Below are 14127 nucleotides of genomic sequence, written 5' to 3' on the forward strand. Positions count from 1 at the left end.
CCGAGGATCGCTCATGTGGTTGAAGCACCTCACCTCAACCACATGATCCGAACCTCAAACAGCCCCTAGTCCCTCACACTCGCCGACGGGCGGGGTGCGTGGTCCATGCCACGCACCCCGCCCGTCGCCGTTGGAGCTACCGCTGGGTAGCATCCAGCCATGGCAGACACGCAGCAGGTTGACCCGAAGGCCGAGCAGAAGGCCGAGCGCAAGGCGGCCCGCCTCGCCGAGCGCATCGGCTCGTTCTCCAAGGCCCACGGCGGAGCCGAGGGACAGGTCGCGTACATCGGGGAGCGCGGCGCCCGGATCGTCCTGGTGGGCGAGGACGGCGCCTGGGGCGACATCGTGGCCCCCACGTACGCGATCGCCGAGCAGGCGGTGCTGAAGGCCGGGATCACCGTCCACGAGTCCTTCGACGGGGAGTTCGCGGCCAAGGTGAAGACCGGCCCGTACGAGTGGTCCCGGATGGCCGGACTCCAGCTGGGCGGCCCGAGCAACGGCTGACCGGCCGCGGCGCCGGGTGCTGCCCGGCAGCGATAACACCGGATACGAGAGAGCGGCCGTACGGACTCGGAGTGAGCCGACGGCCGCTCTGGCATGCGGCGGCGGGGCGGTGGCCGGGCGGCTGGACGAGGCACCCGGCCCGGACGTCACGCCTTGGCCGGACAGCGGAGCCCGGCCCGGACGTCAGGCCTTGGCCAGCTCCGGCTCGGCGGACGGATCCGGCAGCTCGGCCGCCCCGGCGGCGGGCCGCTCGCGCAGCGACAGCAGCACCCGCAGCACCCCGACCCACATCAGGCACGAGCCCAGCATGTGCGCGGCGACCATCGCCTCGGGCAGGTGGGTGAAGTACTGGACGTAGCCGATGACGCCCTGGAGGAGCAGGACGACGAACAGGTCCCGCGTCCGGTCCAGCGGCCCCTTGGGCGCGTCGACGGCCTTGAGGACGAACCACAGGGCGAACGTCAGCGTCACCACGATCCAGGCCAGCACCGCGTGCGCCTTGGCGACCGTCTCCCAGTCCAGCGGGATGCGCTCGACCTCCGCGGAGTCGCCCGCGTGCGGCCCCGCGCCGGTCACCACCGTGCCCGCCGCGATCAGCAGCGTGCTCGCCACGACCAGGAACCACACCAGTTGCTGCACCGCCTTGCCCACCAGCGGGCGCGGCTCGGCGTCGCCCTCCCGGGTGCGCTGCCACATCACCGTGGCGACCGTGATCAGCGCCGTGGACAGCAGGAAGTGCGCCGCGACGGTGTACGGGTTCAGGCCGACGAGGACGACGATGCCGCCGAGCACCGCGTTGCCCATGACGATCCAGAACTGGAGCCAGCCCAGCCGGGTCAGACCGCGCCGCCACGGCTTCTCGGCGCGCGCGGCGATGATCGCCCAGCCGACGGCCGCGCACAGCACGTACGTCAGCATGCGGTTGCCGAACTCGATGACGCCGTGGAAGCCCATCGCCCGCGTCGTGGTCAGCGAGTCGTCGGTGCAGGTCGGCCAGGTCGGGCAGCCGAGGCCCGAGCCGGTCAGACGGACGGCGCCGCCGGTCACGACGATGACGATCGCCATGACGAGCGCGGCGAGGGCCGCCCGCCGGACGGTCCGCGGGTGCGGGGTCCAGCGGTCGGCGATGAAGGCGAGCGGGTTGCGCGCTGCGGATACGGCGTCGGCGCGGGTCAGCTTTGGCACGCGTCCCATGGTAGGCGTCCGCTTGTGCACGCGTTCACGAGGGTCCCGCCGGATGCCCGTACGGCCTACTCCCAGCGGAAGAACTTCCCGGCGGCCGCCAGCGCCACGACCGCCCACCCGGCGAGGATCCCCAGGTCGCCCCAGGGCACCCCGGCGCCGTGCTGGAGGACGTCGCGCAGCCCGTCGGACAGGGCCGACACGGGCAGCAGCCCCAGCACGTCCTGGGCGCCCGGGGGGAACTTGTCCAGCGGCACGATCACCCCGCCGCCGACCAGCAGCAGCAGGAAGACCAGGTTCGCGGCGGCCAGCGTGGCCTCCGCCTTGAGGGTGCCGGCCATCAGCAGCCCCAGCCCGGAGAAGGCGGCCGTGCCGAGGACCAGCAGCGCGAGCACCGTGACGGGGTCGCCGTGCGGGGACCAGCCGAGCGCGAAGGCGATCGCGGTCAGCAGGACGACCTGGAGCACCTCGGTGACCAGCACCGACACCGTCTTGGCGGCCATCAGGCCCCAGCGGGGCAGCGGCGAGGAGGCCAGCCGCTTCAGCACGCCGTAGCGCCGCTCGAAGCCGGTGGCGATGGCCTGTCCGGTGAACGCCGTCGACATCACGGCCAGCGCCAGGACGCCGGGGGTGAGGAAGTCCACGGCCTCGCCCGCGCCGGTGTCCACGATGTCCACCGAGCTGAACAGCACCAGCAGCAGGGTGGGGATGACGACGGTGAGCAGCAGCTGCTCGCCGTTGCGCAGCAGCATCCTCGTCTCCAGCGCCGCCTGAGCCGCGATCATGCGGGGCAGCGGGGCCGCGCCGGGCCGCGGGGCGTACGCGCCGGTGGCGGCGCCGGTACCGGTGCCGGTGGTGAGGGTCACGAGCGCAGCTCCTTGCCGGTCAGTTCGAGGAAGACGTCCTCCAGAGTGTGCCGCTCCACCGAGATCCGGTCGGGCATCACCCCGTGCTGGGCGCACCAGGAGGTGACCGTCGCGAGCAGCTGCGGGTCGATCTCGCCGACGACCCGGTAGGAGCCGGGGGTCAGCTCGGCGGCCGAGGAGTCGGCGGGCAGCGCCTTGAGCAGCGAGGCGACGTCGAGGCCGGGACGGCCGGTGAAGCGCAGGGTGTTCTCCGCGCCACCGCGGCACAGCTCCTCGGGGGTGCCCTGGACGACGACCCGGCCCGCGTCGAGGATCGCGACGTCGTCGGCGAGCTGCTCGGCCTCCTCCATGTAGTGCGTGGTCAGGATCACGGAGACGCCGTCGGCGCGCAGGTCGCGCACCAGGTCCCAGGTGGCCCGGCGGGCCTGCGGGTCGAGGCCGGCGGTGGGCTCGTCGAGGAAGACCAGCTCGGGCCGGCCGACCACGGCCATGGCGAGCGCGAGGCGCTGCTGCTGGCCGCCGGAGAGCCGGCGGTAGGAGGTGCGGCCGCAGCCGCCGAGCCCGAGCCGTTCGATCAGGGCGTCCACGTCCAGCGGGTGGGCGTGCAGCTTGGCGACGTGCCGCAGCATCTCGTCGGCCCGCGCGCCCGAGTACACGCCTCCGGACTGGAGCATCACGCCGATCCGCGGCCGCAGCTCGGCCGACTGCCGTACGGGGTCGAGGCCCAGGACGCGCACCGTGCCGGCGTCCGGCTTCCGGTACCCCTCGCAGGTCTCGACCGTCGTCGTCTTGCCGGCGCCGTTGGGACCGAGCACGGCGGTCACACCCGCCCGGGCCACCAGGTCGAGGCCGTCCACCGCGGTCTTGGTGCCGTACCGCTTCACCAGGGCCTGTACGTGGACCACGGGGACCACGGGCTCACTTCGCATGGCTCCAGAGTCTAGGTTCGCGCCGCACGGCCCGGGCCCCCGGGTGGCGGAAGTCCTCCTCCGTTCCCGTGCTCTGGAGGGAGGGCGTGGAGAGGAGCCGACCTGCCCGGACGGTGCCCCGGCTGATCGATCAAAGATCGTTTCCGCAGGTCAGGTTAGGTGAACCTAAGTGATGCAGGGCACCACCCGGGTGGATCAAGGCCGCTTGTCAGGCCCCGAGGAATTACGCAACAATGGCGTTGTGAAAAACGTCGACGAGGCTCGGGAGACCCCCACGGGGACCCCGCAGGAGGAGCTGGCGACCGGTGAGCGCTCGACGCGCAACCGGGTCGCGCGGTCCATCCTGGACCACGGCCCGTCGACCGTCGCCGAACTGGCCGGACGCCTGGGGCTCACCCAGGCCGCCGTGCGGCGCCATCTGGACGCCCTGCTCGCCGACGACGTCGTCGAGGCGCGCGAGCGGCGGGTGTACGGGGCGCGGACGCGCGGCCGGCCCGCGAGGGTCTTCGCGCTCACCGACTGCGGCCGCGACGCCTTCGACCAGTCCTACGACAAGCTCGCCGCGGACGCGCTGCGCTGGATCGCCGAGCGGGAGGGCGGCCAGGAGGCGGTCGCCGCCTTCGCCCGGGCCCGCATCGCCGCACAGGCGCGCGCCTACCGCAGGGCGATCGAGGCGGCCGGCCCCGACGAGCGCACCGGAGCGCTGGCCAAGGCCCTGAGCGCCGACGGGTACGCTGCTACGGCGCGCAGCGCGCCCCTCCCGCACAAGGGTGAGCAGCTCTGCCAGCACCACTGCCCGGTGGCCCACGTCGCGGAACAGTTCCCGCAGCTCTGCGAGGCGGAGACCGAGATCTTCGCGGAGCTGCTGGGTACCCACGTCCAGCGGCTGGCGACCATCGCGCACGGCGACGGCGTCTGCACGACGTTCATCCCCCAGATTTCCACTGACGCATCTGCTAGCACGGCCGGGAGGAACCCCGCATGACTCTCCCCACGGAGACTGCTCACCCCGAACTCGAGGGTCTGGGCAAGTACGAATACGGCTGGGCCGACTCCGACGCGGCCGGCGCCTCGGCGAAGCGCGGTCTGAACGAGGACGTCGTCCGGGACATCTCCGCCAAGAAGAGCGAGCCGGAGTGGATGACCAAGCTCCGCCTCAAGGGCCTGCGCCTGTTCGAGAAGAAGCCCATGCCGAACTGGGGCTCGGACCTGTCGGGCATCGACTTCGACAACATCAAGTACTTCGTGCGCTCCACGGAGAAGCAGGCGGAGTCCTGGGAGGACCTGCCCGAGGACATCAAGAACACCTACGACAAGCTGGGCATCCCCGAGGCCGAGAAGCAGCGCCTGGTCGCCGGCGTCGCCGCCCAGTACGAGTCGGAGGTCGTCTACCACCAGATCCGCGAGGACCTGGAGGAGCAGGGCGTCATCTTCCTGGACACCGACACCGCCCTGAAGCAGCACCCGGAGCTCTTCAAGGAGTACTTCGGCACGGTCATCCCGGTCGGCGACAACAAGTTCGCGTCGCTGAACAGCGCGGTGTGGTCGGGCGGCTCCTTCATCTACGTGCCGAAGGGCGTGCACGTCGAGATCCCGCTCCAGGCCTACTTCCGTATCAACACGGAGAACATGGGCCAGTTCGAGCGGACCCTGATCATCGTCGACGAGGGCGCCTACGTGCACTACGTCGAGGGCTGCACCGCGCCGATCTACAAGTCGGACTCGCTGCACAGCGCGGTCGTCGAGATCATCGTCAAGAAGAACGCCCGCTGCCGTTACACGACCATCCAGAACTGGTCGAACAACGTCTACAACCTGGTCACCAAGCGCGCCGTGGCGTACGAGGGCGCGACCATGGAGTGGATCGACGGCAACATCGGCTCCAAGGTGACGATGAAGTACCCGGCCGTCTACCTGATGGGCGAGCACGCCAAGGGCGAGACCCTGTCCATCGCCTTCGCGGGCGAGGGCCAGCACCAGGACGCCGGTTCCAAGATGGTCCACATGGCGCCCAACACCTCCTCCAACATCGTCTCCAAGTCGGTGGCGCGCGGTGGCGGCCGCACCTCCTACCGCGGCCTGGTCGAGATCGGCGAGGGCGCCCCGGGCTCCAAGTCCAACGTGCTGTGCGACGCGCTGCTCGTCGACACCATCTCCCGCTCCGACACCTACCCCTACGTGGACGTCCGCGAGGACGACGTGTCCATGGGCCACGAGGCGACCGTCTCCAAGGTCTCCGAGGACCAGCTCTTCTACCTGATGAGCCGCGGTCTGTCCGAGTTCGAGGCGATGGCGATGATCGTGCGCGGCTTCGTCGAGCCGATCGCCAAGGAACTGCCCATGGAGTACGCCCTGGAGCTCAACCGGCTGATCGAGCTGCAGATGGAAGGCGCGGTCGGCTGACCGCCGCCCCCTTCCGGAACAGCCAGCGAACCACCACGCAGGAAAGAGAGCAGACCGACAGCCATGGCTGAGGCTCAGAACTCCCCCCAGTCCTCGACTTCGCGCGCACAGGGGGCGCCCCCACCGGTGGGCTCCACCACCGCCGGACAGATCGCGGTGGCCGCCGAGTCGACCGTCGCCACGCGCATGAGCGCGCCCCCCTCGTTCGACGTGGCCGACTTCCCGGTCCCGCACGGCCGCGAGGAGGAGTGGCGCTTCACCCCGCTGGAGCGGCTGCGCGGTCTGCACGACGGCACCGCGACCGCCACCGGCGGCGTGAAGGTCGCCGTCCAGGCCCCCGAGGGCGTGCGCGTGGAGAGCGTCGGCCGCGACGACGCCCGGCTCGGCCGGGCCGGCGCCCCGGTGGACCGCGTCGCCGCCCAGGCCTACTCCGCCTTCGAGCAGGCCTCGGTCGTGACCGTCCCCAAGGAGACCGTCCTCACCGAGCCGATCCGCATCGCCGTGCACGGCGACGGCGGCACCGCCTACGGCCACCAGGTCATCGAGCTGGAGGCCTTCGCCGAGGCCGTCGTCGTCATCGACCACACCGGTGACGCGGTCCTCGCCGCCAACGTCGACTACCTGATCGGCGACGGCGCCAAGCTGACCGTCGTCTCCGTCCAGGACTGGGACGACAAGGCCGTCCACGTGGGCCAGCACAACGCCCTGATCGGCCGCGACGCCTCCCTGAAGTCCGTCGTCGTCACCTTCGGCGGCGACCTGGTCCGGCTGCACCCGCGGGTGACGTACGCGGGCACCGGCGGCGAGGTCGAGATGTTCGGCCTCTACTTCACGGACGCCGGCCAGCACCAGGAGCACCGCCTCTTCGTCGACCACAACGCGCCGCACTGCAAGTCGAACGTGATCTACAAGGGCGCCCTCCAGGGCGACGAGGCGCACGCCGTGTGGATCGGCGACGTCCTCATCGAGGCCGTCGCCGAGGGCACCGACACCTACGAGATGAACCGCAACCTGGTGCTGACCGACGGTTCCCGGGTCGACTCCGTGCCGAACCTGGAGATCGAGACCGGCGAGATCGTCGGCGCCGGCCACGCCTCCGCCACCGGCCGCTTCGACGACGAGCAGCTCTTCTACCTGATGGCCCGCGGCATCCCGGAGTACGAGGCCCGCCGCCTCGTGGTCCGCGGCTTCTTCGCCGAACTGGTCCAGCAGATCGGTGTCACGGACATCGAGGAGCGCCTGCTCGCCAGGATCGAGGAGGAGCTGGAGGCGTCCGTCGCATGAGCGGTGCCTTTGTCCGCGTCTGCGGTCTGAGCGAGCTGGAGGAGGACACCCCCAAGCGGGTGGAACTCGACGGCACGCCCCTGTCCGTGGTGCACACCGAGGGCGAGGTGTTCGCGATATACGACATCTGCTCGCACGCGAACGTCTCGCTGGCCGAGGGCGAGGTCGACGACTGCCACATCGAGTGCTGGCTGCACGGCTCGCGCTTCGACCTCCGCTCCGGCAAGCCCGACAGTCTTCCGGCGACGCGTCCCGTCCCCGTTTACCCCGTAAAGATCGAAGGGGACGACGTGCTCGTCTCCCTCTCCCAGGAGTCCTGAGGCACCCATGGCAACGCTTGAAATCCGAGACCTGCACGTCACCGTCGAGGCCGACAACGCCACGAAGGAGATCCTCAAGGGTGTCGACCTGACCGTGAAGCAGGGCGAGACGCACGCCATCATGGGCCCCAACGGCTCGGGCAAGTCCACCCTCGCCTACTCGCTCGCCGGTCACCCCAAGTACACGATCACCGGCGGCACCGTCACCCTCGACGGCGAGGACGTCCTGGAGATGTCCGTCGACGAGCGCGCCCGCGCCGGCCTGTTTCTGGCCATGCAGTACCCGGTCGAGGTCCCCGGCGTCTCGGTCTCCAACTTCCTGCGCACCTCCGCCACCGCGATCCGCGGCGAGGCCCCCAAGCTGCGCACCTGGGTGAAGGAGGTCAAGGAGACCATGGAGCGGCTCCACATGGACCCCTCCTTCGCCGAGCGCAACGTCAACGAGGGCTTCTCCGGCGGTGAGAAGAAGCGCCACGAGATCCTCCAGCTCGAACTGCTCAAGCCGAAGGTCGCGATCCTCGACGAGACCGACTCCGGTCTGGACGTCGACGCCCTGCGGATCGTCTCCGAGGGCGTCAACCGCGTCCGTGAGACCGGCGAGGTCGGCACCCTGCTGATCACGCACTACACGCGCATCCTGCGCTACATCAAGCCCGACTACGTCCACGTGTTCTCCGGCGGCCGCATCGTCGAGTCCGGCGGCGCCGAGCTCGCGGACAAGCTGGAGAACGAGGGCTACGAGGCATACGTGAAGGGTGGCTCCGTGAGCGGAGCGAACTCAATGGGAGGCGTCGCGTGACACAGCTGCCGGGCCTCCTCGACACCGAGGCGATCCGCAAGGACTTCCCGATCCTGGACCGCGTGGTCCACGACGGGAGGAAGCTCGTCTACCTCGACAACGCGGCGACCTCGCAGACTCCGCGCCAGGTCATCGACGTCCTGGACGAGTACTACGAGCAGCACAACGCCAACGTCCACCGGGGCGTGCACGTGCTGGCCGAGGAGGCCACGGCGCTGTACGAGGGCGCGCGCGACAAGGTCGCCGCGTTCATCAACGCGCCGAGCCGCGACGAGGTGATCTTCACCAAGAACGCCTCCGAGTCGCTCAACCTCGTGGCGAACATGCTCGGCTGGGCCGACGAGCCCTACCGGGTCGACCACGACACCGAGATCGTCATCACGGAGATGGAGCACCACTCCAACATCGTGCCGTGGCAGCTGCTGGCGCAGCGCACGGGCGCGAAGCTGAAGTGGTTCGGCCTCACCGACGACGGCCGGCTCGACCTGTCCAACCTGGAGGAGGTCATCACCGAGAAGACGAAGATCGTCTCCTTCGTGCTGGTCTCCAACATCCTCGGCACCCTCAACCCGGTCGAGGCGATAGTCCGCCGCGCCCAGGAGGTCGGCGCCCTGGTCTGCGTGGACGCCTCCCAGGCCGCCCCGCACATGCCGCTGGACGTACAGGCCCTCCAGGCCGACTTCGTGGCCTTCACCGGCCACAAGATGTGCGGCCCGACCGGCATCGGCGTGCTCTGGGGCCGCCAGGAGCTGCTGGAGGACCTGCCGCCGTTCCTCGGCGGCGGCGAGATGATCGAGACCGTCTCGATGCACTCCTCGACGTACGCCCCCGCGCCGCACAAGTTCGAGGCGGGCACCCCGCCGATCGCGCAGGCGGTCGGCCTCGGCGCGGCGATCGACTACCTGAACTCGATCGGCATGGACAAGATCCTCGCCCACGAGCACGCGCTGACCGAGTACGCGGTCAAGCGGCTCACCCAGGTCCCGGACCTCAGGATCATCGGCCCGACGACGGCCGAGGACCGGGGCGCGGCGATCTCCTTCACGCTGGGCGACATCCACCCGCACGACGTGGGCCAGGTCCTCGACGAGCAGGGCATCGCGGTGCGCGTGGGCCACCACTGCGCGCGACCGGTCTGCCTGCGCTACGGAATTCCTGCGACCACGCGAGCGTCGTTCTATCTGTACTCCACGCCAGCCGAGATCGACGCCCTGGTCGACGGCCTGGAGCACGTACGGAACTTCTTCGGCTGACGGGACGGGACGAGCGATCGCATGAAGCTGGACTCCATGTACCAGGAAGTCATCCTGGACCACTACAAGCACCCGCACGGGCGTGGTCTCCGGGACGGCGACGCCGAGGTGCACCACGTCAACCCGACGTGCGGCGACGAGATCACCCTGCGCGTGAAGTACGACGGCACGAAGATCGAGGACGTCTCGTACGAGGGCCAGGGCTGCTCCATCAGCCAGGCCTCGGCGTCCGTGCTCAACGAACTCCTGGTCGGCCGGGAACTCGCCGACGCGCAGAAGATCCAGGAGACCTTCCTGGAGCTGATGCAGTCCAAGGGGAAGATCGAGCCCGACGACGCGATGGAGGAGGTCCTGGAGGACGCGGTGGCGTTCGCCGGGGTGTCCAAGTATCCGGCCCGGGTCAAGTGCGCCCTGCTGAGCTGGATGGCCTGGAAGGACGCGACGGCCCAGGCGCTGGACGGCGCCGAAGCCGAAAGGAAGACCGCATGAGCGAGACCGTGGAGATGAAGCCGGCCTCGGAGGAGGAACTCCGCGAGGCCCTGATGGACGTCGTCGACCCCGAACTGGGCATCGACGTCGTCAACCTGGGCCTGATCTACGGCATCCACGTCGACGACGCCAACATCGCGACCGTCGACATGACCCTGACGTCCGCGGCCTGCCCGCTCACCGACGTCATCGAGGACCAGGCCAAGTCCGCCACGGACGGCCTCGTCAACGAACTGCGCATCAACTGGGTCTGGATGCCCCCGTGGGGCCCCGACAAGATCACCGACGACGGCCGCGAGCAGCTGCGGGCGCTCGGGTTCAACGTCTGAGATCCACCGGCCGCGACACCCGATGAGGGGAGCGGCAAGGTCCACCAGGACCTTGCCGCTCCCCTCATCGGCTCTCTGCGCCCCTGGCCGAAGCCGAGCCGAAGCCGATGCGTACGCGCCGTACGCGCGTACGCATCGCTCACTACGCTGCCCGGCATGGGATACGTGATGCTCGCCGGGGCCATCGCCGCCGAGGTCGTCGCCACGACGGCGCTGAAGTACAGCGAGGGGTTCAGCAGGCTGTGGCCCTCGCTGCTGACGGCGCTCGGGTACCTGGTCTCCTTCGTGCTGCTCGCCCAGACCCTGAAGTCCGTGCGGATCGGCACCGCGTACGCGATCTGGTCCGGAGTGGGCACCGCGGCCATCGCCGTGCTCGGGCTGCTGCTGTTCGGGGAGCAGCTGACCCTGACCAAGGTGGGCGGGATCCTGCTGATCATCGGGGGAGTGGTGGTGCTGAACCTCGGCGGGGCGACGCACTGAGGGCCGCCGCGCCGGTCCGGCTCGTGCCCGTGCCGGGTGATCGCCGCGGGCCAGGGCCGGAGCGCCCCGGACGCGCGCCGACGGCCGGTTCGTGCGACGGGCGGTTCGTACGACGAGGGGTGCGCGCCGGAGGCGGCGGCTCGGGTGATCCCCCGAACCCGCGCCCGGCACATGAGACAGGGTTCGCTCCCGCACCCCGCCCCACGTTAGGTTTTCCCCATGACCGACACTGCTTCCCGCACCACCGGCGCCGTGGCCGCCGGCCTCGCCACGATCGCCCCCGACGGCACCGTCCTCGACACCTGGTTCCCCGCGCCCGAGCTGACGGACGAGCCCGGCCCGGCCGGCACCGAGCGGCTCTCCGCCGAGCGGGCTGCCGAACTGCTGGGCGGCGGCGCGACCGCGGCGACCGGCCCGGACCGCCGCCGGGGCGTCGAGGTGGTCGCGGTCCGTACGGTCATCGCCTCGCTGGACGAGAAGCCGATCGACGCGCACGACGTGTACCTGCGCCTGCACCTGCTCTCCCACCGGCTGGTCAAGCCGCACGGCCAGAACCTGGACGGCATCTTCGGCCACCTCGCCAACGTCGCCTGGACCTCGCTGGGCCCGGTCGCCGTGGACGACGTCGAGAAGGTGCGCCTGAACGCCCGCGCCGAGGGCCTGCACCTCCAGGTCACCTCGATCGACAAGTTCCCGCGCATGACGGACTACGTGGCTCCCAAGGGCGTCCGCATCGCCGACGCGGACCGGGTCCGGCTCGGCGCGCACCTCGCCGAGGGCACCACCGTGATGCACGAGGGCTTCGTCAACTTCAACGCGGGCACCCTCGGCACCTCCATGGTCGAGGGCCGCATCTCCGCGGGCGTCGTGGTCGGCGACGGCTCGGACATCGGCGGCGGCGCCTCCACGATGGGCACGCTCTCCGGCGGCGGCAACGTCATCATCTCCCTCGGCGAGCGCTGCCTGGTCGGCGCCGAGGCGGGCGTCGGCATCGCGCTCGGCGACGAGTGCGTGGTCGAGGCCGGCCTCTACGTCACCGCGGGCACCCGCGTGACCATGCCCGACGGAGAGATCGTCAAGGCCCGCGACCTCTCCGGCGCCTCCCACATCCTCTTCCGCCGCAACTCGGTCACCGGCGCGGTCGAGGCCCGCCCGAACAACGCGGTCTGGGGCGGCCTGAACGAGGTCCTGCACAGCCACAACTGATCCCCGCGGGCACGGCACCGGCGTCCTTTCCCGGGTGGGGAAGGGCGCTCTGTCGTGTTCGGGGGCGGGGCTCGGGAGCGGTGTGGTGTGTCCAAAAGGGTTGTTCTGGGTCACCATGGGGGGTGAGGTCCGTTGACGGGCAGCTCATGGGAGGCGTCATGAAGCTCGGCAAGGCACTGGCCACCGGAGTGGCGGAGGAGCGGGAGCAGGGGCGGGGCGAGGAGGAGCCTGAGCGTCCTGGGGAGATTCGGCAGGAGCAGCCGCCGGTCGTCGTGGCCGAAGAGGTGCCGGTCGGCCGATGAGGCTGCGGCTGCCGGCGGAGCGCCCGGCCGAGCCGCCGACCGGCTACAAGATCGGTTACCCGGTGCTGTCCCAGGACGGCGTCCGGGCCGGTTTCACCGGGGTGTCGCTCGGCGGCGCGCTGCCCTACGGCGTCGTCGCCGACGCGTCGTGTCTCTACGGCCGCCGGCACCGGCCGCCCGCCCGGCTGTGCGACTGCGGCTTCCACTGCGTGCACGACCGGGCGGCCGCCGAGGCGATGCTGTGCACGGCCGAGCACCGCGACGCCGTGCTGCTGGAGGTCACGGTCCTCGGCGCCTACATCCGCTTCGAGCACGGCTTCCGCTACGCGCGGCAGCGGGTGCGTACGGCGACGGTCGGGCCGTGCGGCTGCGGTGACCGGGCCGTCGCGCTCGCCGACGCCGGCTGGGGCCGGCCGGGGCGGCTCGCTCTGGCCGCCGCCTGCGGGGCGTGTCTGCGCGGTCGCAGGTCCGTCGCGCTCGCCGCCTTCGCCCGGCTGGCCGGGGACGGCCTGCGGGTCGCGGCCGCCGTCCCGGCGACCGGGTCCGCCTCGCGTCCGCCCGGCACGGGTGCGGCGGCGGCCGCGCTGCCCGACGAGTTCGGAGTGCCCGAACTGGTCGCGGAGGCGGCCCTGTTGCAGGCGCGGCTCGACTGGTTCCAGAGCCAGCTGGCCCGCCTCGGCGAGGGCGGCGGGGCCCCGGGCAGCCGAGGGTAGTAGCGCAGGCGTGGCGGGGTACCCGGGTGTTCCGAACCGAGAGGAGGCGGGACACCGTGACCGGGACCATCGACGCCAGGCCTGCCAGGCCGGTACGCGAGGAGCGCCCCTTGGCGGGCGACCGCCCGGCGGGCGATCACTCGGTGGGCGAACTCGTCCACCAGGCAACCGAACAGATCTCCCTGCTGATCCGGCAGGAAGCCGCCCTCGCCAAGGAGGAGCTGACCGCCAAGGGCCGCAGCATGGGCCGGGGCGGCGGCCTGCTGGGCGCCGCGGGCGCCGTCGGCTACGTCGGGCTGTTCGCGCTCGCCGGTACGGGCGTCGCCGCGCTCTCCCTGGTGCTGCCCGTGTGGGCCGCGGCGCTCATCGTGACGGGCGTGCTGTTCGCGATCGCGGGCGTGCTGGCGCTGACCGGCCGTGCCCAGCTGCACCGGGCCGGGCCGCCCACGCCGCAGCAGGCGATCGGCAGCGTCAAGGCGGACGTCGAGGAGATCAAGGAAAGGGCACACCACCGATGACGGACAGGACGCAGGGGGCGGGCGGCGGATCGACGGAGGCCGTCGGCGCGAAGGGCCCCGACGAACTGCGGCAGCAGATCGAGCAGACCCGGAGCCAACTCGGCGACACCGTCGAGGAACTGGCCGCCAAGGCCGACGTGAAGGGCCGGGCCAAGGCCCGCGCGGCCGATCTGCGGGACAAGGCCGGCGCGCTCACGGTCCAGCTGCGCAGCAGTGCCGCGCACGCCGGACACCGGGTCCAGGAGAAGACGGCGCGGGCCGGGCACCGGGTCCAGGAGCGGACCACCGAGGCGGGACACCGGGCGCAGCTGACGGCGCAGCGGGCCGGGCACACGGCCGGCGACTCGGTCCGGCGGCCGATGTCCGGCGCGGTCGAGACCTGCCGGCGCCACCCGCGCGAGTTGATGATCGTGGGTGCCGTCGGCGCCGCGGCGCTGGTGGCCGGGCTGCTGGCCCGCCGGCGCGGCGGCTGCCGCTGACACGGGCGGCGGCGCGGGACGCTCAAGCGGGACGCGGAAGCGGGAGGCCGCCCCCACCCAGGACGGGTGGG

General features: G+C 71.3%; 18 protein-coding genes. 15 read left to right on the plus strand and 3 right to left on the minus strand.

Annotated elements, in window-relative coordinates; translation table 11 throughout:
* Positions 1 to 159: 159 nt before the first annotated feature.
* Positions 160 to 504, plus strand: coding sequence for a hypothetical protein (locus tag ABEB07_RS21500; RefSeq protein WP_176148500.1), 345 nt, complete (start codon positions 160 to 162; stop codon positions 502 to 504).
* 183 nt (positions 505 to 687) lie between these two features.
* On the opposite strand, the gene ABEB07_RS21505 is transcribed toward ABEB07_RS21500, so the two are convergent.
* From ABEB07_RS21505 to ABEB07_RS21515, 3 genes are read right to left on the minus strand one after another with little or no spacing between them, the layout of a single operon-like run.
* Positions 688 to 1698 (minus strand): COX15/CtaA family protein, encoded by a 1011-nt coding sequence (locus ABEB07_RS21505; RefSeq protein ID WP_345669860.1) that lies wholly within the window; start codon positions 1696 to 1698, stop codon positions 688 to 690.
* A 56-nt stretch (positions 1699 to 1754) separates the two neighbouring features.
* Positions 1755 to 2552 (minus strand): ABC transporter permease, encoded by a 798-nt coding sequence (locus ABEB07_RS21510; RefSeq protein WP_345669861.1) that lies wholly within the window; start codon positions 2550 to 2552, stop codon positions 1755 to 1757.
* On the minus strand, positions 2549 to 3481 hold the full coding sequence (locus ABEB07_RS21515; protein ID WP_345669863.1) for an ABC transporter ATP-binding protein: 933 nt from the start codon (positions 3479 to 3481) through the stop codon (positions 2549 to 2551). Before ABEB07_RS21515 ends, ABEB07_RS21510 begins: the two co-directional genes overlap by 4 nt.
* Before the next feature lie 241 nt (positions 3482 to 3722).
* Between ABEB07_RS21515 and ABEB07_RS21520 the strand changes: the two genes are divergently transcribed.
* The 14 genes from ABEB07_RS21520 to ABEB07_RS21585 all read left to right on the plus strand — a co-directional run bounded on the left by ABEB07_RS21520 (position 3723) and on the right by ABEB07_RS21585 (position 14056).
* On the plus strand, positions 3723 to 4466 hold the full coding sequence (locus ABEB07_RS21520) for a helix-turn-helix transcriptional regulator (protein ID WP_345669864.1): 744 nt from the start codon (positions 3723 to 3725) through the stop codon (positions 4464 to 4466).
* Positions 4463 to 5884, plus strand: coding sequence for a Fe-S cluster assembly protein SufB (gene sufB / locus ABEB07_RS21525; protein WP_176148496.1), 1422 nt, complete (start codon positions 4463 to 4465; stop codon positions 5882 to 5884). The genes ABEB07_RS21520 and sufB overlap by 4 nt, the downstream gene beginning before the upstream one ends.
* Before the next feature lie 63 nt (positions 5885 to 5947).
* Positions 5948 to 7168: a Fe-S cluster assembly protein SufD gene (gene sufD, locus ABEB07_RS21530; protein WP_176148495.1), complete on the plus strand. Its 1221-nt coding sequence runs from the start codon at positions 5948 to 5950 to the stop codon at positions 7166 to 7168.
* The gene (locus ABEB07_RS21535; RefSeq protein ID WP_164583858.1) at positions 7165 to 7488 is read left to right on the plus strand and encodes a non-heme iron oxygenase ferredoxin subunit; all 324 of its coding nucleotides are present in this window, start codon (positions 7165 to 7167) and stop codon (positions 7486 to 7488) included. Before sufD ends, ABEB07_RS21535 begins: the two co-directional genes overlap by 4 nt.
* A gap of 7 nt (positions 7489 to 7495) precedes the next feature.
* The gene (sufC, locus tag ABEB07_RS21540) at positions 7496 to 8287 is read left to right on the plus strand and encodes a Fe-S cluster assembly ATPase SufC (protein ID WP_176148494.1); all 792 of its coding nucleotides are present in this window, start codon (positions 7496 to 7498) and stop codon (positions 8285 to 8287) included.
* Positions 8284 to 9540 carry a cysteine desulfurase gene (locus ABEB07_RS21545; RefSeq protein ID WP_164583860.1) on the plus strand — a complete coding sequence of 419 codons (1257 nt, stop codon included), beginning with the start codon at positions 8284 to 8286 and terminating at the stop codon, positions 9538 to 9540. Before sufC ends, ABEB07_RS21545 begins: the two co-directional genes overlap by 4 nt.
* A 21-nt stretch (positions 9541 to 9561) precedes the next feature.
* Positions 9562 to 10029 carry a Fe-S cluster assembly sulfur transfer protein SufU gene (gene sufU / locus ABEB07_RS21550; protein ID WP_176148493.1) on the plus strand — a complete coding sequence of 156 codons (468 nt, stop codon included), beginning with the start codon at positions 9562 to 9564 and terminating at the stop codon, positions 10027 to 10029.
* On the plus strand, positions 10026 to 10358 hold the full coding sequence (locus ABEB07_RS21555; protein ID WP_009187969.1) for a metal-sulfur cluster assembly factor: 333 nt from the start codon (positions 10026 to 10028) through the stop codon (positions 10356 to 10358). The genes sufU and ABEB07_RS21555 overlap by 4 nt, the downstream gene beginning before the upstream one ends.
* A 156-nt stretch (positions 10359 to 10514) precedes the next feature.
* Complete coding sequence (locus tag ABEB07_RS21560; protein WP_345669866.1) at positions 10515 to 10838, plus strand: DMT family transporter; 324 nt, start codon at positions 10515 to 10517, stop codon at positions 10836 to 10838.
* A 219-nt stretch (positions 10839 to 11057) separates the two neighbouring features.
* On the plus strand, positions 11058 to 12044 hold the full coding sequence (dapD, locus tag ABEB07_RS21565) for a 2,3,4,5-tetrahydropyridine-2,6-dicarboxylate N-succinyltransferase (protein ID WP_345669869.1): 987 nt from the start codon (positions 11058 to 11060) through the stop codon (positions 12042 to 12044).
* 158 nt (positions 12045 to 12202) lie between these two features.
* Complete coding sequence (locus ABEB07_RS21570) at positions 12203 to 12346, plus strand: hypothetical protein (RefSeq protein WP_345669870.1); 144 nt, start codon at positions 12203 to 12205, stop codon at positions 12344 to 12346.
* Entirely contained in the window at positions 12343 to 13059 is a 717-nt protein-coding gene (locus ABEB07_RS21575; RefSeq protein WP_345669871.1) for a hypothetical protein, read from the plus strand. Before ABEB07_RS21570 ends, ABEB07_RS21575 begins: the two co-directional genes overlap by 4 nt.
* 56 nt (positions 13060 to 13115) lie before the next feature.
* Positions 13116 to 13577, plus strand: a complete 462-nt coding sequence (locus ABEB07_RS21580; protein WP_345669873.1) for a phage holin family protein — start codon at positions 13116 to 13118, stop codon at positions 13575 to 13577.
* A complete protein-coding gene (locus tag ABEB07_RS21585) occupies positions 13574 to 14056 on the plus strand; it encodes a DUF3618 domain-containing protein (RefSeq protein ID WP_176148489.1) in 483 nt (160 codons plus the stop codon). Before ABEB07_RS21580 ends, ABEB07_RS21585 begins: the two co-directional genes overlap by 4 nt.
* Positions 14057 to 14127: the final 71 nt, after the last annotated feature.

The organism is Streptomyces similanensis (assembly GCF_039543625.1).
Classification (GTDB): Bacteria; Actinomycetota; Actinomycetes; order Streptomycetales; family Streptomycetaceae; genus Streptomyces; species Streptomyces similanensis.